A 26,534-nucleotide genomic window follows, 5' to 3' on the forward strand; every position below is an offset into this window, starting at 1 on the left:
AAGTTGTTTTTAATCTTTTTATAATTCCACTCCACCCCGTTGCAACTTCTTAAATGGGTCGAGTAAAAAGTCAATAATGCGACGCTGACGCACAATTATCTCCGCAGTGGCTGTATCTCCTGGGCGCAAGGCAATACACTTATCACCTGTCGAGATACAATGCTTGTTGAGAGAAATTTCTAAATCATAAGCTGCTAATTTACCATTACCAGTATCCATCTCTAAACTAGTAGGAGAAATTTCAATTAACTTACCTTCTATAACGCCATAATCTTGAAAAGGATAAGCATCAAATTTTAACTTAACTGGTAATCCTGTACGCAAAGAACCGCTTTCATTAGTGGCAATTTGCGCTCGAATGATCAAAGGTGAACTTAAAGGAGCAATTTCTGTAACCATTGTTCCTTGTTGCACTACAGAACCAGCTTTTTGGATAGGTAATTGAAATACTGTACCATCTTCTGGAGCTTTTAGAATTCGTTGTTCTATCTGAAAATTTAAAGCTTTAATTTGACTCTTAGTTTGAGCGATTTCTGCTTTTAGTGAGGTGATTTCTGTTTCTAAATTTTTTAACTGTTCTTCAGTTTTTAAGATGGCAAGCTTACCAGAATGAGTCAATGTCTGATAACTTCTTTGTTGTTCTTGTAATTGTAACTTAGCTAATTTAATATCTGTATCTGCTTGTTGCAGAGTACGTTCGTAACTGCTTTGTTGTTCTGCTAACCGTAACTTGGCTTGCTCAATATCTGACTTTGTTTGTTCATATAATTTCTTTTGTTCTTGAACTAGATCCTGTTTTTCCACAAACTTAATTTCCGGAACAACTTGTTCTTGCAAAAGTTTGCGATAGCGTTCAACTTCGCGCTGAGTGCTAGATAAACTATTCTCAACTAATCGATTAGCAGTATGGCTATGCTGAAGTACTTGTCGTGCTTGATTAACTTGAGATAGTTTTTCTTCTTTTTTTAAGTCAGCAGAATTTGTAGTAGCACTAAGATTCTGTTGTGCTTGGTCAATTTGAGCCTGTTTTTCTAATTCTTGCGCTTGATTTTGTTGTCGTTGAGTTGCTAAAGCTACTACTAACTGATTCTTTAATAAATTAAATTGCGAAAGTCGATTTAATTGTCCTTCTAATTTATCTTGTGTTTGTCGCAATTCTGCTTTGACCAACTCAGATTCTAACACTAATAAAATTTGCCCTTTTTTGACTAACTCACCTTCTTTAACTCGAATTTCTGCGACAGTTCCCGGTACAGCAGCATCTAACTTTATTGTTTTTCCTTCCGGCTCAAGTCTGCCTCTAGCCATACCAGTTTCATCTACTTTAGAGAGCATTGCCCAAGGTAAAACTATAGACACAAATATTACTAAAAAATAGAGTAATCCTCTTGTCCAAACTTTAGGTAAACTATCGAGTGACCCCTTGGTGACATCAGACCAATCATCTGTGGATATCACTGGTGTTTTTAGAGTTAGATTGTGAATATTCTCTTCACTAACTTGATTTTGAGATGTATTTTTTTCACTCAATTCATAGTGATGAGTTTGAGAATTTACTCTTCCATTTAGTGTATTTGGCATAAGTTACAAAAAAATTTAAGTTCTTATACAGAAGCATCTAATTGTTGTTGATTAAGATAAAAGTAATGTCCTCGTTTTGCCATCAATTCTGAGTGAGTTCCTTTTTCAACTAACACACCTTTATCTAGCACTAAAATTAAATCTGCATTGCGTACAGTCGAGAGGCGATGAGCAATCACTAAAGTAGTTCTTCCTTTCAAAATTGTGTTGAAATTATTCTGAATAATTCTTTCTGATTCTGCATCTAAATGAGAGGTTGCCTCATCTAAAATTAATAATTTAGGATTGCCTAATAATGCCCGAGCAATAGCGATGCGTTGTCGTTGTCCGCCAGATAATAAGCCGCCACCTTCACCAATTTGGGTTTCATATCCCATTGGTAGTTTTTTAATAAATTCGTCTGCACCTGCTAGTTTTGCGGCTACAATAATTTGTTCTAAACTCGCCCCAGGATGACCCAAGCTGATATTTTCTCGAATTGTACCACCAAATAAAAAAGTATCTTGATCAACTACTCCAACTTGATGACGTAAGGAACGTAAAGAAATACTAGTAATATCTTGTTTGTCAATTAAGACTTTGCCATTTGTAGGCGGATATAAACCTAGTACTAATTTAGAAATTGTAGTTTTTCCTGAACCACTACGTCCGACTAATGCCACCATGTGTCCGGGTTTGACCTCAAAAGTGAGATTTTCTAAGACATTTATATCGCTTTCTGGATGATAGCGAAATGTCACGTTATCAAAGCGAATTTCGCCTTGAATTGATGGTAAAGATTGTCTAGCTTGATGTTGTAAATCTTCTTCTGGTTCTGTATCTAAAACATCGTTGATGCGTTCAGTGGCAATCACTACTTCTTGCAATTGATTCCATAATACTGTTAAACGTTGGAAAGGAGTAATAATATTACCCAGCAGCATATTAAATGCTACTAGTTGCCCTATAGTTAACTGATTATGTATGACTAAATGCGCTCCAAACCATAATAAAACTGTTGTGACAATTGCTTGAATTGTGTTGCTAAATATTTGCAAGCGATTGCTAATAATTTGTCCAGAAAAGTTGGTTTGAATTTCTTTATCTAATAATTCTTCCCAATGCCAGCGTACTGTTTGTTCTACTGCTGTCGATTTAACTGTTTTCACACCAGTTAAAACTTCAATTAGATAGCTACTTTCGTTGGCATAAGCATTAAATATTTCTCGAGAAATTTTTTGTAAAAATGGTGTAGCGATTAATGCCAGCAGAAAAAAAGGTGGCACTATTAGCAATGAAAGCAGTGCCATTTTCCAGCTATACCAAAACATTAAACCTACATAAATAAAAACCGTCAATAAATCTAGCAGAATAGATAATGCTTCACCAGATAAGAAGCGTTGTATTTTCCGGTTTTCTTGGACGCGAGAGAGAATATCTCCGACATAGCGAGATTCAAAAAAGCTTAAAGGTAGTTGTAGAGTATGGCGAATAAATGCAACTATCAATGCTAAATCAACTTTGTTTGCAGTGTGATCGAGCAAATATTGTCGCAATCCGGTCATTGCTACGCGGAATAAGCTAAAAATCAATAAACCCAATCCGACTGCTGTCAAAGTCAGTTCTGATTGTTGTACAACTACCCTATCTAAAATTAGCTGGGTGAATAGTGGGGTGATGAGTCCAAATATCTGGATAAATATTGAAGCTACAAAGACTTCTAGCATGACTAATCCATGAGGTTTCATCAACTCAAAGAATTGCCAGAAGGGGGTTGTTGCTTCTTTAACGTCTTTAAAAAAAGCTGTGGGTTGTAGTAGCAGTGTATAGCCAGTCCAATTAGCTTTAAACTGTGTGTGGCTGAGGGTACGCTGACCAATAGCGGGGTCTGCAACTATAACGTGTTTGGATGTGATTTCATAGACAACGATGTAGTGTTTGCCTTCCCAATGAACGATCGCAGGTAGTTTTTGTTTAGCTAATTGGTCAAGGCTAGCTTTGACTGGTCTTGTAGTAAAACCGATACTTTCTGCGGCAACAGATAATCCGCGCAGTGATGCACCATTGCGGTCAACGTTGGCAATATCTCGCAGGCGATTGAGACTAAAGCTTTTTCCCCAATAGCGAGACACCATGACTAAACAAGCTGCACCGCAGTCGGATGAACTTTGTTGGGCGAAAAATGGATAGCGACGAATGACTCGTTGTAGTAAGTGTCCGACTCTTTGTGTAGGATTGGGAAAGTAAGCTTTACTAATTTTTTTGGCGGATTTTGGCTCTGTGAAGGAGTTGGATATAGGATAGTTTGAGGGATTTGTCGGAGAGTCTATATTTGTTTGGGGGAGGCGATCGCAGTTAAATAACAAGTTACGCTGCTGTGCTTTTTCCCATAAATGTTGTCGGATTTGAGGATACTGCTTCATCAACGATGATAAGACTTCACCAGAAACAAAGCATAATTGCAAATTAACACTCGCTCTGGCCGCATAAGCTTGGAAACGAGCTTCGGGAAATAAGGTAAATTCGCCGAAGGAATCTCCGACTTCGAGAGTGGCGATTAATTCACCGGTTTCGTTCAACAAGCGAGTTTTACCTGTAATCACGATGTAAATACCAGGTTGAGCCTCACTTCCTTGCCAAAATTTACCGACTTTTGGCTTTAAATATTTAAATTCTGGGCCATAAGAAAGCCATTCTGCTTCCGTCAGAGAGCAGCCCAAAAATTTGTTCAACTGTTGTAGCGAAATTAACTGCTCGGAGAGATTTCCCACCATGAATATTTAACTCCCTACCCAATGTTGCTAAGTTAATCGGCAGAAGTCCACGCTCATCCATGATGCTTTCGGATTTAAGGTCGTGGATTAAGATTTTGGCATTATTTGGTTTTTGGGTTGTGGCTGCTGATTGTTGACTTTGTTTTGGAATGGTTGATAAGCCCATTTGTTTGAGCAGTCGTTTGATATGGCGATCGCTCAATTCAATTCCCAATTCTTTAGCCAAATGTTTGCTTAACCAGCTGATTGTCCAGCGTCTAAAACAGTAGCCATAATCACGGGGACTTTGACTAATCAGTTCTTTTAAACGTTCTGAATAGGCCTCATTCACTGTTTTCGGACGACCAATTGGACAATCTTGCCATTGGTGGGCCATACCAGTGCGTGCTATGTGCGTCCAATGTCTGACTGTCGCTGTACTACATTTTAGGGTTCGACAAATTTCAACTTGAGATTTTCCCTGATCAGCTAGCAACATAATTTGAATGCGCTGGCGATATTGATTAGGTAAATCTTCTTGCAAACTCTTTTGCAGCAGTTTGCGCTGAAAAGGCGTTAATATCTGCTCTTGCACCAGATCATTGCCTTTGCAAGTAATTTGATTATTCTGCTGTGACATATTTAGTAATCGTTGGGAGAATCGACTTAGCTAAATAACTGGTACAACTGTTTAACTAATACGATGAAATAAGTCTCCGATTCGTCTTATCACATGAATGATGTAACAATGCTTATTATTCTCATTCAAATCTACTTTGTCAAGTTAAAAATAGGTAAAGAGACCTCACAAGCGGGGGTCAACACTATAATTAGAAATTCGCTATATCATAAAAAAATCTTAACTGAATATACTTAATTTCCTCTGATAAATTTTTATTTTGCCAAATTATTAATTAAATATAAACAAAATAATTATGGCAAAATCAATAATTTTATATTTGCTTTGGGATCGCTACTAATTTCGTGCCAAATTAGTAACAGTAAAGAGACAAAATCAAACTTGATTTCACTCATGTGATGTTTTAAATTAATATATGCATTCTCTGATGAATTAGTAAGTGGTCATCATGAATTGCGTACACAAAAAAATCTGAAAGAGTGACTAGTATTGTTACTCAGCACTTTCAAATCAGAACTCAGGGGGTTAACCCTTTGACCACGATGATTAACCAAGATTTTCTTCAAACCTTAGCGACGGCGAAAGGTGTATCTAATCTTGAACTAGATGTTGTAGTTTTAGCAATGGATGGTGATTCAACTCCAGCAATTGCCAAGAAGTTGAATGTTAGTGAAGATACTGTTCGCAAGAGACTCAGCGAGGTATATCGTAAGTTTCAAATTCCCGGAAGTGGCCCTGTCAAGTTAACTAAATTACAACAAATTTTAGTATCTCAGTATCAACAATATCTGAGTCAAAGCTATTCAGATTTGCCCAATCATCTCCCAAGTGATGGACAACAAGACATTAATCTGCATCACATTTGGAATGGCGCGCCTGATGTCTCAGCTTTTTATGGACGGACTGAAGAACTAGCAACATTAGAAAAATGGATTGTGCGCGATCGCTGTCGAATTGTAGCATTGTTAGGTATGGGAGGAATTGGCAAAACTTATCTGTCTGTAAAGTTAGCTAGGCAAATTCAAGAGCGCTTTGAATACATTATTTGGCAATCTCTCCATCAAGCCCCAACAATTCAGGATGTTTTAGCCAATTTAATTACAATCTTATCTCAGCCACAGAAAATTGATTTGCCAGAAGCCCTCGATCAAAGAGTTTCATTATTAATCAAATATTTGCGCGAAAAGCATTGTTTATTAGTGTTAGACGCTGTAGAAATAGTCTTAGATAGTAGCACAGTTTTTTGGCGTTATCACAATGAATCAGAAGGTTACGGTATACTATTAAGACGTTTAGGAGAAGAACAGCATCAAAGCTGTTTATTGATGACAAGTATAGAAAAACCCCGAGAAATTGCTCTGTTAGAAAGTTCTACAGGTTGTGTGCGTGCCTTGGAACTCAAAGGTCTAAAACCAGAAGCCGCACAAAAAATTTTGCAGAGTAAGAGTTTGACTGGAGAACAACAATGGTCAACATTAATTCAAACTTATCGAGGTAATCCTCTAGCCCTAAAAATAGTGGCTACTACAATTCAAGAAGTATTTAGCTGTAATGTTGATGAATTTCTCAAGTATGAATTTTTAGTAGTGAGTGATATGTTTCGAGAAATTCTTGATTGGCAGTTTAAGCGTCTGTCAAATGCAGAAAAAGAAATTATGTATTATTTAGCTAAACAAAATAATTTAGTCTCTGTTCAGAACCTACAACAGGCTATGCAAAATTCCATAACTACCTCAGAGTTGATTGTAGCTTTAGAATCGCTAGGCGGGCGATCGCTGCTAGAAAAAGTTCAAAGTGAAGATAAAAATACTAGTGAAACTCTTTTTTCTCTCCAGCCTGTTGTGAGAAATTATGTGAACAAATTAATTCCTGTATCCAAAAGATTAAATGAAGATAAAAAACGCGCATAAAACTTCCCCATAGTGCTTACAAAGCAAAACGAAAAATCAAGGAGAGATAAAGGGAAGTGGGGAGTAGGAAGATCACAAGTGTAGGTTTTTTAAAGAGTGATGAGTAATTACTCTAAAAATCACGATTGAATCAGAGTTTTATCACCCCTACACCTGTGAAGTCTGAAAATAACTATTGTTTGATTACGGTGCTGGAACGGCTACGCGATTTCCGGGAACAATTTGTGGTTGATATGAAAACACTTCTCGGCTGGAGGGATCGACAGTCACTTTAACCCACTGTACGTCGTTAGTACCGTTGGCTTGATTGTCGCCAAATGTCTCAACCCGGGTGAAGTTTTCTAGCCGTCTACCTTGAGAATCTAAAAATGGCTTATCAATTCGGAAGTAATGAGAGTCGCCATGTACATAAGCTACAGGTTTACGAAAAGCAATGACTTCATCGCGTAATGCTAATAAAAAGTCTTTAAAGCCATCAGGTTGTTGATCTGTTTCTACAAGGGTTTTTGGATCGCGCAAAGGCGATCTAGTACCATCAGACAGATCCCATCCAGGTTCAGCTTGGGAGATTAACATTACTGCTGCCGAGTTGCGTTCTTTTGCCACTTTAAAAGTCTCTTTTAGCCACGCAATATTCGCTGCGTTTCTGGCTAAATACTCATTTTCGTTAGGTGCAGTGTCGCATAAGTTATTACAAGAACCTTGAATGTTGAGGGTGGCATAAGTAACTCTGCCAACTGTCCAACGTCGATTTTCCACACAAGGCACTTCACCATTCACACCAAGACACAGAGGTGTAGTTTGTACTTCTTGAAGTAATCGACGTTTACCCAAAGAAAAAGGAGTGCTAAAGAATATTTGACGCTCGTAGTCGAGGCGTTCTAGAGAATTGAATCCGCCATTGGAAGCCCTATCGCAATCTGTCCAATCGTTGTCACCGGGGGTAAAAGCTGCGGGAGCTTCTAGAGCATCAAAGTAACTTTTGGCTTTGGCATATAAAGCATTGTCACAGAGGCTATTAGAACCAGCTTTGAGATCACCATCATGAACAGTGAAAGCTAGTTTCTGCGAATTCATATCATCAATCAGTCTTGTTACACCAGCTTCTTGAGCAGCTGAGTAAGGTAAGTCACCCCAAAGTCCAATTTCATAAGATGCATTGGCATTTTCTCTGTCTTTGGCAAATACCAAATTCCCGGCAATGGAGATTAAAAACGGTATAGTCAGAGCTAGTAAACACATTTTTAAGAGTAAATGTGTATGATTTATGCGTCGCAATAATGAGTAGTCAAGCTTGGTCATTACCATATCCTCGATTCTGATGACATTAACAGCATTTTGAACAAATAGCTGCTGCCCACACCGTTCTAATTAGGAATTCAGACTACCGGATTGTCTATGGCGAATAGGTTATGAATAGGTTATGAAGAAAAAAAATTTACAGATTGCACGAGATTTTCTATTTTGTATTTCCTGTTAAAGCCAAAAAAATGCCAAAAATATTTGAGATTGCTATATGCTTTCAGTAATTAAATTGATAATAAGCATAAATTGGTAAACAAAAGTGAATCTTCCTTTAATTAATCGTGCAGAAGAACATCATGAGAAAATAGCCATTGTTGCAGATGAAGGCACATTTACATATCAAGATTTGCTACAAGCTTCTAGTCAAATAGCGGCAAATCTATTACAAAATACAGTAGATTTACAAGAACAGCGAGTAGCTTTTTTGATTCCGCCTGGATTTGAGTATGTAGCGACACAGTGGGGAATTTGGCGGGCTGGGGGGATAGCTGTACCTCTGTGTACTTCGCACCCACGACCAGAATTAGAGTATGTAATTATCAATTCAGGCGCATCGGTAATTGTTGCCCATCCGCAGTATGAGGATATCATGCGATCGCTCGCCACAGAAAACAATCTCAGATTTATCCTGACTTCGGAAGCATTACCAGATACTATTGTTAGTCTGCCAGAAATAGATATTACTCGGCGTGCGTTAATTCTCTATACCAGTGGGACAACAGGCAAACCAAAGGGTGTGGTAACAACTCATCAAAATATCCAAGCACAAGTTACCAGTTTAATTACAGCTTGGGAATGGACATCAAGCGATCGCATTTTACACGTACTCCCACTACATCATATTCATGGCATTATCAACGTCCTCACCTGTGCTTTGTGGGCTGGCGCAGAATGTCTGATGTTAAGCAAATTCGATGCAGAAGTTGTCTGGAATCGCATTTCTACTGGTGACTTAACCTTATTTATGGCAGTGCCAACGATTTATGTAAAATTAATCGCCGCTTGGGAAAGCACCACAGCTGAACGCCAACAAACTATGAGCGCAGGTTGTAAAAAAATGCGTCTAATGGTTTCTGGTTCCGCCGCTTTACCAGTACAGGTTTTAGAAAAATGGCAAACTATCAGTGGTCATTTTCTTCTAGAACGCTATGGAATGACCGAAATTGGCATGGCGTTGTCAAATTCTTTACATGGTCAACGTTATGCAGGTTATGTTGGTCAACCTTTACCGCAAGTAGAAGTAAGATTAGTTGATGAAAGTGGAGAAATAGTACCACCCGGAACACCAGGCGAAATCCAAGTTAAAAGCCCAGGTGTCTTTTTAGAATACTGGCAAAATCCCCAAGCAACCGCCAAAACTTTTAAAGATGGCTGGTTTTGTACAGGAGATTTAGCTGTAGTGGAGAACGGAAACTATCGCATTCTTGGCAGAATGAGTGTAGATATTATCAAAACTGGCGGCTATAAAGTATCTGCTTTAGAAATTGAAGAAGTGTTAAGAAATCATCCCGATATTCAAGAATGTGCAGTGGTGGGAGTTGCTGATTCTGAGTGGGGTGAGCGAGTTTGTGCGGCGTTGGTATTGCATCCCCAACGCCAGTTAACATTAGAATCGTTTCGGAGTTGGGCAAAAGAGCAATTAGCAGTTTATAAAGTGCCAACTAAAATACTCACAGTTGCCGAGTTACCCCGCAATGCAATGGGTAAAGTAACTAAGCCAGCAGTAGTTGAGTTATTTCGTTGCATAATTGCGGGATGATTTAGCTCGCGCAAAGGCGCAAAGACGCCAAGAGAACAAGGAGTTTGAAATCCTGTCTGATCCAATTTCATCCCATGATTCAGCAACGCCTAAAAATACGATCGCTCAAACTCTCATTCTCCGCGCCTCCCTTCGGGTTCGCAGTTCCTTCAAGTCGGCAAAGCCGCCCAACGGACTGCTCACTGCGTCTCTGCGTGAGTAAACAATCATAGTCTTCATTCCTTAACGCGCACGTTGGGAGGACACCAAAACAAATTTTTGCTGGAAATACCCAAAGATTCTAAAATTTCCCGCATAATTTCTGTGCAGTACATCCAATGTTCCAAGTCATCATACATCCGGTCGGGGTTAAACTCGACATTGTAATGCAGCACATTGGGAATATCTAAAAACTCATCAGAGTTTTGGGGCGAAAGTAGCAAAAGTTGAAATGGTTTACCTTGGCAGTGTTTTTCTAGTTTGCTGACTAAATCTAACACGCCGCCGCGATCGCATATACCCGTGCGGACAAACAGTGCTTGGTCGCAATTTTCAACTGTGTACCAAAATCTTTGAGAACGTGCTGTGTAGCGTACCCGCATCCGTTCATACACAGGAGACATATCATATACAGGGTTGTCTGTGGCTTCCACTTCATGGGCAAAGGATAAACCAGACCATTTGCTGTGATAAATTCTCCCTGCTTCTGGACTGTAATCTAGCAAGCTGGGATTCCACATATCATCAAAACGATTTTCGATGATATCTGCGATGTCTGCAATCTTGGTAGTGCGGGTTAAGTCAAAGGGAAAAGCCGGGCCATCATATTCCATTTTATACAGCATCATCCGCACCGCACAGCGATCGCCCAATGGCACAATTGCTACGCGACTAATGTCTGATAATTTACATTGATATTCAAATAACACCGCCGACTGTGAGGGAATTTTCACTCGACTTTCCAGCCCATCTTTACCTATCATCATCGTGCGGAAGGGAATATCTGGGTGTAATGGGTCTTCGTAAACACCTGCTGGTACGGCTTTTAATGCCTGCCGGACTTCTTTCCACATGGGATGGATATTATATTCATGGTCTGATTCGTTGATTACCCAGAGATGACTTTCATCTTTTTGCAAGATTCCCAAATGCCCATCATAAAACAAAACTTGGGAGTCATTCGGGGCAAATAAATTAAAAGCGGCAGTATATTCTAAATCAGAACCTGACGGTATTTCTACGGTTGTAGCGATCGCGCCATCTTCCTGTACAGCAAAAAACGGCAGTGTTCCCGGCTGGGGATTTTTGGCAACGTAAATACCTGGAAGCAACTTGGCTTTGCTTTGCACAACCGTTTGGAGTTCTTGCCAATAAGGTGCAATGGTGTAATTGTAGGGTGATGGATTACTAATTCGCAGACTTTTTTCTTCGATGTAGGCACAAACATAAAATCCCGCATGATCAAGATAAATCGGAATTTCGTTAGGTTGCCAGAAATGGGGATTTTCTTTGGCTAATTTGGCTTTGTCGATATCAAATAATTGTAAGTTTATCGCTTCAAACATCAAGCGATGACCGAAGGTGTTGGGATGCGCCGGGTCAAAAGATATCCCTTCCCGCCAGCGTCCCTGGCCATTATCTAAGGCTGGCAACCAATTTAAAATCGGCACACCCCAATTTAACATACGATTGTGGGTATCTTTTAACAGCCAGTAATGCTCAGAAGAATAATTGTTATTTGGATAAACACCCCCTAAAATTGGCAACGCTCCGAGTTTGCGCGTCATTTTCACCAACTGCTGCAAACCGCTTTCAAACCGCCTTTGTACTGCCCGCCGTTCGTGGGGCGCACAATAAGCCAATCCTTCATTACCTAAAGATAAGGCAATAATTACTACATCAGGTTGTTCTGGTGTAACTACTGAAGCAAAGCGAGCGATCGTTCTGCTAACATTGGCTCCCGCTTCCGATACATTAACTACTCTATGTCCATATTTTTGTTCTAAAGCCTGCGTCAGTAGCCAGACCCAACCTTCAAACAACCAGGCTTTATGACCCACCGCTACAGAACTGCCGATGACAGCTATTTTTAAACCTTCGTCACCTTCGCGCCTGGGTTGATTTATTTTTATTGATTGTTCAATGTATCCGAAAGGATAAGTCTGTAAATAACCAAATGCTCCATCATCCACAATAATCGTACTGGAATGCTCATGGTTAATCGGTAGCCAACGATTCCACCCAAAAGCTTCCCATTGTCCATAACCTTTCGTATCAAAACGCACATATTTATATTCCACGTTCTGATTATCGCCCCCATCTTTAGACGGCTGAATATCAATTTCATCTGTCCACCATATAGGATAGCGATCGCCACTGGTGTGCAGACGAACACATTTAGTAATATCCCAAGACCCTAATTCTGGTGTAGAGCCAACTAGACCAATAGATTCACCAGTTTGTGTATATGCAATAATCTGGAATTGATACATATATTTTTTGCTTATTGAAGAATAAAATGTTACAGAAATAAGTGAATTTTTATATGTTTTCACAGTATCATATACTACATCTCCAGCCCAGATTTAACTAGCTGTTAGTCTACCTCTAGGTAATGTTTGCCCAAAATTGCACTTTGAACTAGAGGCTAACTTTTTGGTCAATAGTACAAATTTTGAGATACTGTTCAATTCATTTTTCAAGATGGTCTAGGTAAACAATCAGTGTTGATAATTTGACCTATAGTCATCTTATTTGATTTATAAATTCCTCAAGGGGTCAGGCAATAGGTATTTGAAAAAGTAATGGACGATGGGAAATCGCCCGATGAGTCATAATTGAGACTTTTCAAACCACCTCTAAGTGGAACACTATATGTAGGAGTTTTGTCAGAGTTGCTAAAGTTTAAAAATTTGTCTGAGAAATTTGGCTAATTTTTATTTATTTTAATTTTAATATAAGCTACTAGTTTATAGTATCTCATTAATGACAAAGGCAACTATTTTTTCTTTGCAGATTTAGCATAATTTTGTTTACCAAATCTTAAATTAAGGTTAATCAAATTATAATTGAATAAGAATACATTCGCCGGAATTTAGTAGCCAGAATGTTAGAAAATTTAATCACATTCTGCTCGCTCAAAATAGACTAATGATTCTAAATTACTCTTCTATTCGTTTTTCATTCTTACTCTGTACTCTAGAGCGACTCATTTGAGCAAACTTAAAGTAAAACGATATTATCTGTCATCTGCTATAACTGCGGCTTTAAAAATTAGGTGCAGAAAATCTTTCCGTATTTCAACTGATTTCGCTATAGGATAAGAAAGTTAAAACTTGTAGGGTACTAAAGTGTGACAAGTGGGGACTTTCTTCCCACTTTTCTATCCTCAAGCTAATTAACCTATGAAAATTACATTGATCAAAACGCCACATCTTATCATTGCTGTTCTCATTGCGGCTAATTACATATTATTCTCTATGTTACTCAAGTATTTCGACGGTATTAGTTTATTGTTTAATAATTGATTTTTAGCGAATTAGATGGTTAGCTATAATTACTAATTTGCTTACTGTTGTTTGTTGTGCGATCGCTATTGCTCAAAAAGTAGCGATCGCATTTTTTATGCCTAAACAACCAAAGTTAACCTAGCATTTGAATGCAGATGTCGGTAATTTCTTAACTTTGACTAAATCCATAGTAAAGTTATCCAAGTTTTAATGCCAACAATCCCATCTGCTTGCAATCCTTTAGAAGATTGAAAACTGATTACAGCTGCTTCCACTGCTGATGAGAATTTTCCATCAATCGCATCTGTAAACAAGCCAATATTTGTTAGCTGCTGTTGTAGCTGCTTAACTCTTAACCCCACATCCCCTTTTTGCAACAAATTAAAACGATTGAGGTCTGCTTTACCACTCACTCCAGTTACGCCAGAGACATCACCTCTATATTGATGGATAATATATTCTCCACCCCACGTATGAGGGACACTTGGCTGGGGTTGATCGTAGTGGGCAATCCATAGTGGATAGCTGCTAAAATCATCAGGATCGCCCAATTCGTTCCAAAAACCAGGATAAGTATAGATAATCGGTTTAATAGCTTTTCCTGTTTGCTGTAAAAGTGTTTTTTCAACCTGTTCTAACCATTTCTTAGCAGCATCAATCACAACTTGTGGATTGCTAACATTATCAGTCACTTCTATATCTAAAACTGGCGGCAAGTCTCCTGGCTCCAATTTACCAACAGTTGTTAAAAATTCTTGAGCTTGTACCACAGGATCAGATTTGTGCGGATGAAAGAAATGATAAGCCCCACGAATAATTCCTACAGCTTTCATTGTTTGCCAGTGATGAGCAAAAGCTGAGTCTTTAATGCTAGCACCTTCTGTCGCTTTGACAAAAGCGAAAGTTTTACCAGAGTTTTTGACTGCTGTCCAATCGACTTTACCATCTTGATCTGCCACATCAATTCCTAGCATAAAAATTCCTTAATTTTTTTAATAATGTCATAGCAAATTTATCAACAGTTAGGAAAAATAATACGCAATCTATAAAAAATTTTAATGAGCGTATGGGAATACTAAATGAGTATATTTAATGACTCATGACTATGCTCATTCTTCCTAAATACAAACTCACCGAAGAACTATATAATGGCTCCAGGACTATAGTTTATCGAGGATATCGAGAAACTGACTTATCAAGAGTAGTCATCAAACTGCTGAAAAATCTTTATCCAAACTATCAGGAACTCTTATCATTTTGTAATCAGTACACCATTACGAAAAATCTCAATTCTCCTTGGATTGTCCAAACCTATAGCCTAGAATCTTATCAAAATGGTTATGTGCTGGTTATGGAAGATTTTGGTGGCATCTCTCTCAAGCAATGGCTACTACAGCAAAACCAAGCATCTCTAAAAGAGTTTTTAGAAATCGCCATTTCACTGTGCAATGCACTCCATTTACTCTATCAAGAGGGGATCATCCATAAAGATATTAAGCCCAGCAACATCTTAATTAATCCCGAAACCAAACAAGTTAAATTAATTGATTTTAGTATTGCAACATTACTCCCACGGGAAACCCAAACTCTCGTTAACCCGAATGTCTTAGAAGGAACCCTCGCCTACATTTCCCCAGAACAAACCGGAAGAATGAATCGGGGTATTGACTACCGCACAGATTTCTATTCCTTGGGTGTAACTTTTTATGAATTACTCACAGGCGAATTACCCTTTACATCAAATGATGTCATGGAATTGGTACATTCTCATATTGCGAAAATACCGCCTAGTCTAGAAGGCAGAACGCAGGCGGTAGGAAGCAGCAGGGAAGAAATACCAAAAGTGTTGTGTGATATTGTCATGAAATTAATGGCGAAAAATGCCGAAGACAGATATCAAAGTGCCTTGGGACTAAAATCTGATTTAGAAAATTGCTTACAGCAATTACAACAAACGGGTAAAATTGAGAGTTTTGTCATTGGGCAGAAGGATGTGTGCGATCGCTTCATCATCCCTGATAAACTCTATGGTAGAGAAGCCGAAGTTAAAACCCTACTGCAAGCATTTGCAAGAGTCACTCAAGGCGCAACAGAAATCATGTTGGTTTCTGGTTTTTCGGGAATTGGCAAAACCGCAGTCGTCAACGAAGTTCATAAACCCATTGTCAAACAACATGGTTATTTCATTAAAGGCAAATTTGATCAGTTTAATCGCAACATTCCTTTTAGTGCCTTCGTCCAAGCATTCCGTGATTTAATCGGACAATTATTAACAGAAAGTGATAGCCAAATTCAGCAATGGCAAATTAAAATTTTAGCGGCTATTGGCGACAATGGACAAGTCATTATTGATGTGATTCCCGAACTCGAACAGATTCTGGGCAAACAACCACCAGTACCAGAATTATCAGGAACAACAGCCGAAAATAGATTTTATTTAATATTTCAAAAATTCACTAAAGTTTTTACCAGTAACGAACATCCCTTAGTATTATTCCTAGATGATTTGCAATGGGCAGATGTCGCATCATTAAAATTAATGCAGCTATTAATCACCGAGAGTAAATATCTGTTATTAATTGGTGCTTATCGAGATCATGAAGTCAGTGCCTTACATCCATTAATGTTAACTTTGAGTGAAATTGAAAAAACACACACAACAATTCATCAATTACATTTATTACCACTCAGACAAGAACAAGTAAATCAATTAGTAGCTGATACCCTGAAATGTCCGGAAAATTTAGCTTGGACACTTTCACAAGTGATATCACAAAAAACCTACGGCAATCCCTTTTTTACAACACAGTTTCTCAAAGCGCTGCATCAAGATGATCTGATTCAATTTAACTTTGACTTGGGCTGTTGGGAATGTGACATCACAAAAGTAAATCAACAGGCACTGACAAATGATGTAGTCACATTCATGACCTTTCAGTTACAAAGATTGCCAGTAGCCACGCAATATGTATTACAATTAGCCGCTCATCTTGGAAATCAATTTGATTTGACAACTTTAGCAATTGTAGCGGAAACATCAGAAATTGAAGTAGCAGCGGATTTATGGAAAGCTTTACACGAAGGGTTAATTGTACCGAATAATAATATTTATAAATTTTATCAAAGAGATATTAATGATGAAGTTATTATCAACAATGATTATCATCAAATATCAGTTCAATATCGATTTTTACACGATCGCATTCAACAAGCAGCTTATTCATTATTTCCTTTAGAACAAAAACAGAAAACCCATTACCGCATCGGCAAACTACTGTTACAAAAAATTTCTCCCACTGCTAGAGAAGAGCGGATTTTTGAAATTGTCAATCAATTAAATCAAGGTATTGATTTAATTACCCAAGCAACAGAAAAAGAGGAACTTGCCCAACTCAACTTGATGGCTTGTCGCAAAGCTAAAGCCGCCACCGCTTATCAAGCCGCGCGGGAGTATGCCACGCTGGGATTATCTTTGTTAAGTCCACAAGCTTGGCAACAGCAATATGAAATCACTCTCGCCTTGCATGAATTAGCTGCGGAATTAGCTATGCTGTGCGGTGATTTTGCGGCTATGGAACTGTTCATTGATGTTGTGATTAACCAAGCACAATCTTTACTAGAACAGGTGAATGTTTACTGCTTGAGAATTGACGCAAATCATTGGCAGAATAAACAAGTTGAAGCTGTTGAAACTGGAAGAAAAATTTTACAAAATTTGGGTGTCACGCTGCCAGAAATACCAACACCACAAGATATTCAACAGTCAATGCAAGAAATTAACGAATTACTGGCGAACAAAAAATTTGCAGATTTTGTTCATTTGCCTGTGATGACAGATGCTAATGCTATTGCCATTGTGCAGTCTATTCGCAGTATATTGCCAGCAGCTTATGTTTCTGCTTCTCCTATACTGCCATTACTGACGGCTTTATCTGTTAAATTATCTCTGCAGTACGGTAATATCCCTGCTTCTGCTTACGGTTATATTTCTCATGGCGTGATTATTTGCCAGCTGCTGCAAGATGTAGATTTAGCTATCAAGTTTGGTCAATTAGCATGGGATGTGGTTGTCAAACTTGATGCTAAAGCTAGTAAACCAGAAATATTAATGGTGTTGGCAGGTTTTATTCTGCATCAAAAATCTCACCTTAAGGAAACATTACCTTTGTTGCGGGAAAGCTACACAACTGCTTTAGAAGTCGGTAACTTAATCTTTGCAGGCAATAGCGGTTACAATTTCTGCTTAAATTCCTTTTGGTGTGGTCAAACTTTAGTAAGTATGGAAGAAGAGATACGGACTTACTATGATAGTTTGTTTAAGCTTAAACAGATATTAACCGCGAATTATTGCAGTATCTTGTGGCAAAGTATTTTAAATTTACTAGGCAATGCGGAACATTTTACTATTTTGTCTGGTTCAGCCCTGCAAGAAGCAGAATGTCTGTCTCGGCTGCATTTAGCCAATGATTTTTCTGGCTTGTATATTTTCTACCTACATAAACTGCAACTATGCTGTTTGTTCGCAGAAATTGAACAAGGCAATATTTATGCTTTTGAGTGCCGAAAATATTTAATTGCTGTATCAGGTTCGACTACTTTCCCGATTTTTTATTTATATGATTCTTTGGTGGCTTTAGCCCAATTCAGCCCAGGTTCTAGCGCAGTTGCCACTGTATTAGAACGAGTGGCGCAAAACCAAACTCAGTTACAACAATGGGCATATCATGGGCCAATAAATCACCAGCATAAATTTGATTTAATCGAAGCAGAAAAACATCGAGTATTAGGCAAATTATACGAGGCTGGAGATTTTTACGATCGCGCTATTGCAGGAGCCAAAACTAACGGCTACATTCAAGAAGAAGCTTTAGCCAATGAACTTGCAGCTAAATTTTACCTCAATTGGGGCAAAGAGAAAATCGCCGCAGGTTATATGCAAGAAGCATACTACTGTTATGCTCGCTGGGGTGCAAAAGCCAAAATTACCGACTTAGAAAAACACTATCCTCAACTGTTAAATTTAATTTTGCAACAACAAAAATATGACTTAAATTTCTTAGAAACTCTGGCGACTAATCAGGTAAATTTATCGACTCGTACTTCTAGCAGCAATAGCACCAGTTATTCCGAAATTCTGGATCTTAATTCTGTTATCAAAGCGGCGCAAGCAATTTCTAGTTCTTTAGAATTAAATGAATTAATTGCTAATTTACTAAAAATTATTCTAGAAAACTCTGGTGCAAAAAAAGCTATATTGTTGCTGTCCGATAATCATACTTGGCAAGTACAAGCCATTGCTGTGATTGAGAATGAAAAATTACACACGATTCTGGAACCACAATTACTCGAAACTTACCCAGATATTCCCACAAGAATTATCCATTATGTTAAGAATATCCAAAAAACACTGGTGATTGAAAATTGCCAAACAGATATACCAGGGGTAATTGGGGAATATATGCTGCAACATCAACCCCAGAGTGTATTGTGTACACCGATAGTAAATCAAGGGCATTTAGTAGGTTTGCTTTACTTAGAAAATAAAATAACTGCTGGGGTATTTACTCAAGAACGTGTACAAGTTATTAAACTTCTGGCTTCCCAAGCGGCAATATCTCTAGAAAATGCCCAACTTTTCCAAAAAGCACAGCAAGCACTTCAAGATTCTTTACTCAAACAATTTTCAATCGATAGAGCATCTGTTGGTATCTGGTGGGTTGAAGAAGATGCCAGCATTTTTTATGTGAATAATGCAGCTTGTGAAGATTTGGGATATCCGAAAGACGAGATTATTGGAAAAAATATTTTTGATTTTGATGCTGCTTTCCCGCAAGAATTATGGCAAGAACATTGGCAATCATTATCTCAAAAAGGTTTTTGTGTATTTGAATCTTATCATCGGCACAAAGATGGCCATATTTTTCCTGTGGAAGTTACTGTTAACTATGTGGAATTTAATGGTAAAGCCTATAACTTTGCCTTTAGTAGAAATATTAGTGAACGCAAACAAGCCGAAGCGGCTATCAACCAAAAATCTCAAGAATTAGCAGCCGCCTTGCAGAATTTACAACAAGCCCAATTACAAATGGTGCAAAGTGAAAAAATGTCGGCTTTGGGTAATTTAGTTGCCGGGGTTGCCCACGAAATGAATAATCCTTTGGGCTTTATTGCTGCTAGTTTAAAACAAACTCAGCCCACAATTGCGGAGATTTTTGAACATTTACGGCTTTATCAAGCAAGTTTACCACATCCCAGTGAAGAAATTCAAGATCATGCTGAAGAAATTGATTTAGACTATCTTTTAGAAGACTTACCAAAAGTTATTAATTCGATGATTTTAGCTTGCGATCGCCTCAAAAATATTAGCACTAGTCTTCGCACTTTCTCGCGTGCTGACCAAGATTATAAAGTCAGTTTTAATATTCATGAAGGTATTGATAGCACAATCTTAATTCTGCGACATCGCCTTAAAGCTAACGAAAAACGTCCGGCTATCGAAGTCATCACAGATTATGGCAATATCCCGGCAATTGAGTGCTTTCCTGGGCAATTAAATCAGGTATTTATGAATATTATAGCTAATGCGATTGATGCTTTAGAAGAAATTAAAATTGCCAAAAATCAAGAAATAAAACAGCAAATTACAATTCAAACATCTCTGCAAAATCAATATGTTGTCATCAAAATTGCTGATAATGGCATTGGGATGAGTCCAGAAGTGCAGCAAAAAATATTTGACAATTTATTTACTACAAAAGGCGTAGGTAAGGGAACAGGTTTAGGACTTGCCATCGCTCGTCAAATTGTGGAGGAAAAACACGATGGCAAATTAACCTGTGAATCTGTTTTAGGCAAAGGCACAAAATTTATGATTCAAATACCTGTGTAAAATTTACCTATAATTTGGCTATGGAAATTATGCTATGGGTAGAGCAATTATAAATTCAGTTCCTTCACCAACAACAGAATTAACGGTGATTTTACCGCCGTGTTTTTCGGCGATAATTTGATGAGCGATCGCTAGCCCTAAACCAGTACCTTTCCCTACAGGTTTAGTTGTAAATAGATGGTCAAATATTTTACTTTTAATTTCTTCTGTCATGCCTTTACCATTATCAGCAATTGATATTATTAACCAGTGATTTTCTAAGCAAGTTTTAATCGTGATTTTACTAGGATTTAATTTTATTTCTTCCCAGTCACGTCCGCTATTCGCATCATCTAACGCATCAATGGCATTCGCTAAAATATTCATAAATACCTGATTTAATTGCCCCGGAAAACAATCTATCGGCGGCAGATCATCATAATCTGTGATGACTTCAATTGCCGGGCGTTGGTCATTGGCTTTGAGGCGATGCTTGAGAATTAAAATTGTACTATCGATACCTTGATGAATATTAAACGGCACTTTGTGGTCTTTATCAGCACGAGAAAAAGTCCGCAAGCTGGTGCTAATATTTTTTAATCTGTCGCACGCTATGACCATTGCCTCAATTACCTTGGGCAAATCTGCTAATGTATATTCCAAATCTATTTCTTCGGCATGGTCGATAATTTCTGGATGAACATCGGCAAAACTAGTTTGATATAACTGCAAGTGGTCAAAAATATCTATAAGAGTTGGTTTAACTTGTTTGAGACTAGTCGCAATAAAGCCCAAAGGATTATTCATTTCATGGGCGACTCCAGCCACTAAATTACCCAACGCCGACATTTTTTCACTTTGCACCATTTGTAATTGAGTTTGTTTCAAACTAGCTAGTGCTTGTTCTAATTGCTGAGATTTTTGGGTGACGGCGGCTTCTGCAAGTTTACGATCGCTCACATCAATAACTACACCATCCCATATAATTGCTCCATCTGCTTGCTTTTCTGGTCGTGCTTTTGATTGAATCCATTTGATGGTTCCTGAAGGGAGAATAATCCGCCATTCTTGCTCAAACGGAGTTAAATTTTGGGCAGATTCCGCGATCGCCTGGGCAATCATTGGTTCATCTTCTGGATGGTGTAAAGTATAAAGGGCTTTTCTCCCCGTCATGACTTCTTCTGGTGCTATGCCATACAGGTCATAACAACCAGAGCTAATATAAGGAATAGAGACACTACCGTCGGGGGCTAGGCAAAACTGATAAACTACGCCAGGAATATTATCTGCTAGATTGCGAAATTGCACTTGGCTAGCTTGCTGTTGTGCTAGAGATTGTTCTAACTGTCGAGCATAGTTTTGCAAATCTTGATACAAGCCAGCATTTTCTAAAGAAATCGCAGCTTGAGCGCATAATAAATTCAGAATTTCGATGCGATCGCTAGTAAATACTTCTGTAGTTAATCTATTCTCTAAATACAAAATCCCAATTAATTTCCCTTGATTGATAATAGGGCTACAAACAATACTTTTGGGTAAATGTTGCTGAATGTAGCTATCTGCCATCCAGGCAGTTTCGGTGGTAATGTTGTGAATAATAATTGGTTGTAGGGTATGTTTAACTGCATAAACCATCTTGATGGGAACATCAGTGCTGCTATCTAAAGTATGGGGCGAAAACACTGGCTGTTCTACATGATTCACGTTAGCCACCGCAGCCACAATCCAATTAGTCTTTTCTGGCAAGATCAGGGCAATTTTCTGCGCCTCAGAATGTTGCAGGAGAACTTGCATTAAATTTTTAATCAACTCCTCTAGCTCAATTGCACCTAATAATACTCTGGAGGCTTTGAGTATCAAACCAAAATCAAGACTGTCAGCAAAAGTAGTGCTATGGGAAGTCGAAGAACTTTGGCGATTGTAAGGAGCAATAGTAGTTTTGGCAATGGTGGCTTGCGGATCGAGATTTAATATCTTACGCCGTTGCAGAATGTGTTGCAAAAGATGGGCGTATACTTCTTCTAAGTTATCTGTTTTGGCTTTTGCACCCCAATGAGCGTAGCAATAGTATGCTTGCTGCATATATGCTTGGGCGACTGTTTCTTTACCCCAATCAATATAAAACTTCGCAGCTAGTTCATTCGCCAAGGCTTCTTCTTGAATGTAGCCGTTGGCTTTGGCTCCAGCAATAGCGCGATCGTATAATTCCATCGCTTCTATTTTTTGACCTAACACTCGATGCTGCTCGGCTTGAATTAGGTCATATTGATGCTGAAAATTCATGGGTGCATAAAACGCTCTTTTCTGGAGGATTTGCTGATTAGCGGCGATCGTTTGAGAATCACCTGATGTTGCTAATAAGGCTAATGATTCATAAAAATACACCAGAGGTACACTCAATGTACCAGTCCCACCCCCCAAATATTGTTTAGCCTGTTGGACAATTTCTAAAGCCTGAACATATTCGCCAAACAAGACACACAAATAAATTTTGTGTGTCAACAAAAACCACAATCCTGATTTGTCACCAATTTCCTGCAGCGTTGCTAACATCTCGGCTTCATCCATGACTTCGCCAGTTAAAACAACAGGATTATTTGCCTTACCTAGCAAATTGAGTACTGTCTGTTGGCAGGATTTGAGAAAGTTGCCTGCTGTTTGCTGCCCAATCTGCTGGATACCTTGACTATATATATATATGTTCTCAATCAGTTCATTTAAAGGTTGCCCAGTCAAAAAGGAGTTTAAGCAATAAGTAAATCCCCCAAAGCCTGCAAATACTAAGTCACCCACTTCTAAACCATGACTGTAGGCCGCTTGCAAGGGTGCTAAAGTTTCTTTGGTATGATGGGTGCTAAATGTAATGTAAAAATGCACGAGAACTAAGGTGCGTCCATAAAATTCTTTGTCGTTGTGTTGTTCGCACAGTTGAATAGCCAATTGCCCAAACTCATAGCCTGTGGAGAAGTCTTCGAGTAAGGCACAAAGCAACAAGCCATAATAAACATAGCCAATGACAGAAGTATTGGCATTTCCATACTGAAGGGATAATTCTACTTGTTTTAAAGCTACCAGTGGAAATAACTCCGGTTGACAAGCATAGGAAGCCGCCCCAACTTTTACTAAAATTCGCATAGCCGCTAAGATAGTTGGGTCACTCATCAAAGGCAAGTTGCGTAACTCAGCAGCCGATCGCCCATTTAGTTGCGTAGCGATCGCTTCAAATGCTGCGGTAATTTCTGCGGGTACAGGCTGTTTAGGTAGATGAATACCTAATTGACTCAGTACATCTAATGCCATCTCAATCGCAAAAATAAATCGCCCTTGATTAGTGTATGCCTCTAGCTTAATTTCAGTAATCTTGATGATATCCGTCAGAGTTTGAGCTTGTTGCAAAATCTCCCTGGCAGATTGTTCCATAGCATCAATATTGCCAGATAAATAAGCTGCTTCTGCTGCTAAATTATGCAGATTTAGTGTTAAATAATAGTTGTCATCCCATGCAGATACGCCTAATAATCTTAGTCCATGATGAGCATAGTCAAAAGCACTAGTATAAGCTGTCGCCACCAGGGCTTTTTGACTAGCTGTGAGGTTATACTCAGCCAACAAGAGTTTTTCGGTTGTGTCGCTAATCAAACTTTGACCTAAATTGAGTTGACTAACAATTTCAAACAACCTTTCTTCTGGTTGCTGCTCTGAATTATTTTGTAGTAAGAGCCTGCCAATTTGCAGATGCGTGGCTTGCTTTTGCTCATCCGGAATTAACGAGTAAGCAGCCTGCTGAACGCGGTCGTGGAGAAATTTATAAGTAACAAATAAAGGATTTTGCGCCGTTAAATTTTGAGTTTCTTGCCCGATATAAAACTTGTAAATTTCACTTTGGGGTAATATTAACCCTGTTTGTAATGCTTGCCACAAATAATCAGCCGTTACTTTGGGTGATTTTTGGCAAACAACTGCTAAAGTTTTTAAGTCAAAGTGATTACCTATGCAAGCCGCTAATTGTAATATTTCTTGAGTCGATGGGGGCAGCTTTTGTAATTGTGTTGCCATAAATTGCACCACATCTTCTGTGAGCGATCGCTGATTGATTTGGGCAATATCACATTGCCAGCAACCTTGAGCAAAATTGAAATAAATTAGCCCATCTTGATATAATGCTTTAAGAAATTGGGTACTAAAAAATGGATTACCTTGAGTTTTTTGATATACTAACCGTGAAAGTGGTAAAGCTAATTCTGGTGTACAACCTAAGGTATCAGCAACTAACTGATTTAAATTGAATGCACTCAGAGGTTTTAAGTTAATTTCATCTATTTTAGAATTAGCCTGATGAATTTCCTCTAATGTCAACATTAAAGGATGCCCCAGAAATAATTCATTGTCTCGATACGCACCAATTAATAGTAAGCAACTACTATTAACTTCACTCATTAATAATTTAATTAATTGTAGTGAAGCAGAATCAGCCCATTGCAAATCATCTAAAAATAAAACTAAAGGATGTTCTTGCGTGGCGAATATTTGAATAAACTTTTGAAATAATAAATTAAAGCGATGTTGAGCGGCTGTCCCCGATAATTCTTGTGCAGGTGGTTGTTGACCAATAATTTTTGCTAATTCGGGAATTACATCAATAATTATCTGAGCATTTTCGCCTAAAGCCTGCAAAATTTGGGCTTGCCAGTGTTGTAGCTGCTGGTCAGTTTCGGATAATAACTGTCCAATTAAATCACTAAAAGCCTCTACAAAAGCCGAAAAGGGGATATTACGTTGAAATTGGTCAAATTTGCCTTTAATAAAATAACTGCGCTGTCTGGCTATGGGTTTATGAACTTCGTTAATTACCGAAGTTTTGCCAATTCCCGAAAAACCAGCAACGAGCATCATTTCTGTTGCGCCAAGGCTGACTCGCTCAAATGCTGCTAATATTTGCTCAACTTCGGTTTCTCTACCGTATAATTTTTCTGGGATAATGAAGCGATCGCAAATATCCCATGCACCTATCTCAAAATTAACAATCTTTCCAGTTTCTTTAATTTGTAACAAGCAAATTTCTAAATCATGTTTTAGGCCTAAAGCACTCTGATAGCGGTCTTCGGCATTCTTCGCCATCAGTTTCAGCACAATATCAGAAATTACTTGCGGAATTCTGGGTTGATTTTCCTGATGTCTATTCCTGATTTTCTCTTGGGCATTATCTACTAACGCCTCGGGCATTTTAGCTAGGTGACAATGTACCAATTCTATAGGGTCGTCACTATTGAAAGGTAATTTTCCTGTCAACAATTCAAAAAATGTCACCCCCAAAGAATAAAAATCACTGCGATAATCAATCCCCCGATTCATTCTTCCTGTTTGTTCTGGGGATAAATAAGCCAGCGTTCCTTCTAAAATTTTAGGACTAATGACAGTTTGAGTTTCTTTCGGTAGTAGAGAAGCAATACTAAAATCTATAAGTTTAATTTCTTGGGTTTTGGGATTAATGAGAATATTCGCTGGTTTAATATCTTTATGAATGATGTGATTTTGATACAGATAGTGTAATATATCACACATTTGTATAGCAATTATCAAAAATTCTTGCACCTCTAAGTGCCGCCCCTGCAGATATTCACCTAATGACAAGCCGCCAAAATCAGGCATGATTAAGGCATAACCATGACGATATACTTCTAAACTTAAAGGACTAACAATCCCCGGAAAGTTAATATTTTTAGCAATTGTGTATTGGTTGTGAAATTGCAAAAGTTCACTAAAACTGGGATACTCTTGTTTGAGTAATTTGACGACAACAGGTTTTCCATCTATTTCTCGAATTCCCCGATAGACTATCGTTCTTGAGCCATCATAAAGTTGTTCTGTTAGTTTGTAGCCGGGGATGGTTGCTGTTATGTCCACAGGAAGATTCATGCTCTACATACCTCAGTACAAAATTTCGATTGCGAAATGAGTACATTTATTGTTCCCGTAGTTTAAGTAATGTTAACAGCAAAACTGTTTTTAAAGTTACTTGTCAGCTGTTAATCGTTCTGTCTGCACTTGCTGAGACTGAGTTAACCTCCTATCTTGCTGTGTGGAATTTGTGATTTTGCGAAAAGTTGAGCCAGTACTTTAGACGGTTTTCCGACTTCGGAAAACTATATTCCATACAAATGGATAATTTATTTTACGCCAATCTCTCTATCGCCATAATTTTTTCTTTGGTATCCGCAATTTCATCGTGAAACTAGAAGACACCACCTAAC

Annotated in this window: 10 protein-coding genes; 3 read left to right on the forward strand and 7 right to left on the reverse strand. The window is 38.3% G+C overall.

Going from position 1 to position 26,534, the window contains the following annotated elements:
* Window positions 1-18: 18 nt before the first annotated feature.
* The 3 genes from H6G69_RS14850 to H6G69_RS14860 are packed head-to-tail and all read right to left on the reverse strand — an operon-like array spanning window position 19 to window position 4,953.
* Window positions 19-1,581, reverse strand: coding sequence for an HlyD family efflux transporter periplasmic adaptor subunit (locus tag H6G69_RS14850; protein WP_190688163.1), 1,563 nt, complete (start codon window positions 1,579-1,581; stop codon window positions 19-21).
* A gap of 23 nt (window positions 1,582-1,604) precedes the next feature.
* Window positions 1,605-4,334 (reverse strand): peptidase domain-containing ABC transporter, encoded by a 2,730-nt coding sequence (locus H6G69_RS14855; protein ID WP_190688166.1) that lies wholly within the window; start codon window positions 4,332-4,334, stop codon window positions 1,605-1,607.
* Window positions 4,228-4,953, reverse strand: coding sequence for a helix-turn-helix domain-containing protein (locus tag H6G69_RS14860; RefSeq protein ID WP_190688169.1), 726 nt, complete (start codon window positions 4,951-4,953; stop codon window positions 4,228-4,230). Before H6G69_RS14860 ends, H6G69_RS14855 begins: the two co-directional genes overlap by 107 nt.
* Before the next feature lie 542 nt (window positions 4,954-5,495).
* Between H6G69_RS14860 and H6G69_RS14865 the strand changes: the two genes are divergently transcribed.
* Window positions 5,496-6,863: an NB-ARC domain-containing protein gene (locus H6G69_RS14865; protein ID WP_190688171.1), complete on the forward strand. Its 1,368-nt coding sequence runs from the start codon at window positions 5,496-5,498 to the stop codon at window positions 6,861-6,863.
* Window positions 6,864-7,046: 183 nt separating this feature from the next.
* On the opposite strand, the gene H6G69_RS14870 is transcribed toward H6G69_RS14865, so the two are convergent.
* The gene (locus tag H6G69_RS14870; protein WP_242072067.1) at window positions 7,047-8,165 is read right to left on the reverse strand and encodes a hypothetical protein; all 1,119 of its coding nucleotides are present in this window, start codon (window positions 8,163-8,165) and stop codon (window positions 7,047-7,049) included.
* A gap of 262 nt (window positions 8,166-8,427) precedes the next feature.
* Here H6G69_RS14870 and H6G69_RS14875 point away from each other — a divergent pair, with 262 nt between their 5' ends.
* On the forward strand, window positions 8,428-9,927 hold the full coding sequence (locus H6G69_RS14875) for an AMP-binding protein (protein ID WP_190688177.1): 1,500 nt from the start codon (window positions 8,428-8,430) through the stop codon (window positions 9,925-9,927).
* A gap of 215 nt (window positions 9,928-10,142) precedes the next feature.
* On the opposite strand, the gene H6G69_RS14880 is transcribed toward H6G69_RS14875, so the two are convergent.
* Both H6G69_RS14880 and H6G69_RS14885 read right to left on the reverse strand, forming a co-directional pair.
* Window positions 10,143-12,398, reverse strand: a complete 2,256-nt coding sequence (locus H6G69_RS14880) for a DUF1796 family putative cysteine peptidase (protein WP_190688179.1) — start codon at window positions 12,396-12,398, stop codon at window positions 10,143-10,145.
* 1,196 nt (window positions 12,399-13,594) lie between these two features.
* Complete coding sequence (locus H6G69_RS14885) at window positions 13,595-14,389, reverse strand: GH25 family lysozyme (protein ID WP_190688193.1); 795 nt, start codon at window positions 14,387-14,389, stop codon at window positions 13,595-13,597.
* Between the two features lie 125 nt (window positions 14,390-14,514).
* Between H6G69_RS14885 and H6G69_RS14890 the strand changes: the two genes are divergently transcribed.
* Window positions 14,515-20,304 (forward strand): AAA family ATPase, encoded by a 5,790-nt coding sequence (locus H6G69_RS14890; protein ID WP_397326929.1) that lies wholly within the window; start codon window positions 14,515-14,517, stop codon window positions 20,302-20,304.
* 27 nt (window positions 20,305-20,331) lie between these two features.
* Here H6G69_RS14890 and H6G69_RS14895 read toward each other — a convergent pair whose 3' ends face one another.
* On the reverse strand, window positions 20,332-26,199 hold the full coding sequence (locus H6G69_RS14895; protein WP_190688196.1) for an AAA family ATPase: 5,868 nt from the start codon (window positions 26,197-26,199) through the stop codon (window positions 20,332-20,334).
* Window positions 26,200-26,534 lie beyond the last annotated feature (335 nt).

It is taken from the genome of Nostoc sp. FACHB-110 (assembly GCF_014697425.1).
In the GTDB taxonomy this organism is placed as follows: Bacteria; Cyanobacteriota; Cyanobacteriia; order Cyanobacteriales; family Nostocaceae; genus Nostoc_B.

Excerpts from the sequence above, each read along its gene's own strand:
- H6G69_RS14850 (WP_190688163.1), bottom strand. The coding sequence starts at position 1,581 with ATGCCAAATACACTAAATGGAAGAGTAAATTCTCAAACTCATCACTAT.
- H6G69_RS14855 (WP_190688166.1), bottom strand. The coding sequence starts at position 4,334 with ATGGTGGGAAATCTCTCCGAGCAGTTAATTTCGCTACAACAGTTGAAC.
- H6G69_RS14860 (WP_190688169.1), bottom strand. The coding sequence starts at position 4,953 with ATGTCACAGCAGAATAATCAAATTACTTGCAAAGGCAATGATCTGGTG.
- H6G69_RS14865 (WP_190688171.1), top strand. The coding sequence starts at position 5,496 with ATGATTAACCAAGATTTTCTTCAAACCTTAGCGACGGCGAAAGGTGTA.
- H6G69_RS14870 (WP_242072067.1), bottom strand. The coding sequence starts at position 8,165 with ATGACCAAGCTTGACTACTCATTATTGCGACGCATAAATCATACACAT.
- H6G69_RS14880 (WP_190688179.1), bottom strand. The coding sequence starts at position 12,398 with ATGTATCAATTCCAGATTATTGCATATACACAAACTGGTGAATCTATT.
- H6G69_RS14885 (WP_190688193.1), bottom strand. The coding sequence starts at position 14,389 with ATGCTAGGAATTGATGTGGCAGATCAAGATGGTAAAGTCGATTGGACA.
- H6G69_RS14890 (WP_397326929.1), top strand. The coding sequence starts at position 14,515 with ATGACTATGCTCATTCTTCCTAAATACAAACTCACCGAAGAACTATAT.
- H6G69_RS14895 (WP_190688196.1), bottom strand. The coding sequence starts at position 26,199 with ATGAATCTTCCTGTGGACATAACAGCAACCATCCCCGGCTACAAACTA.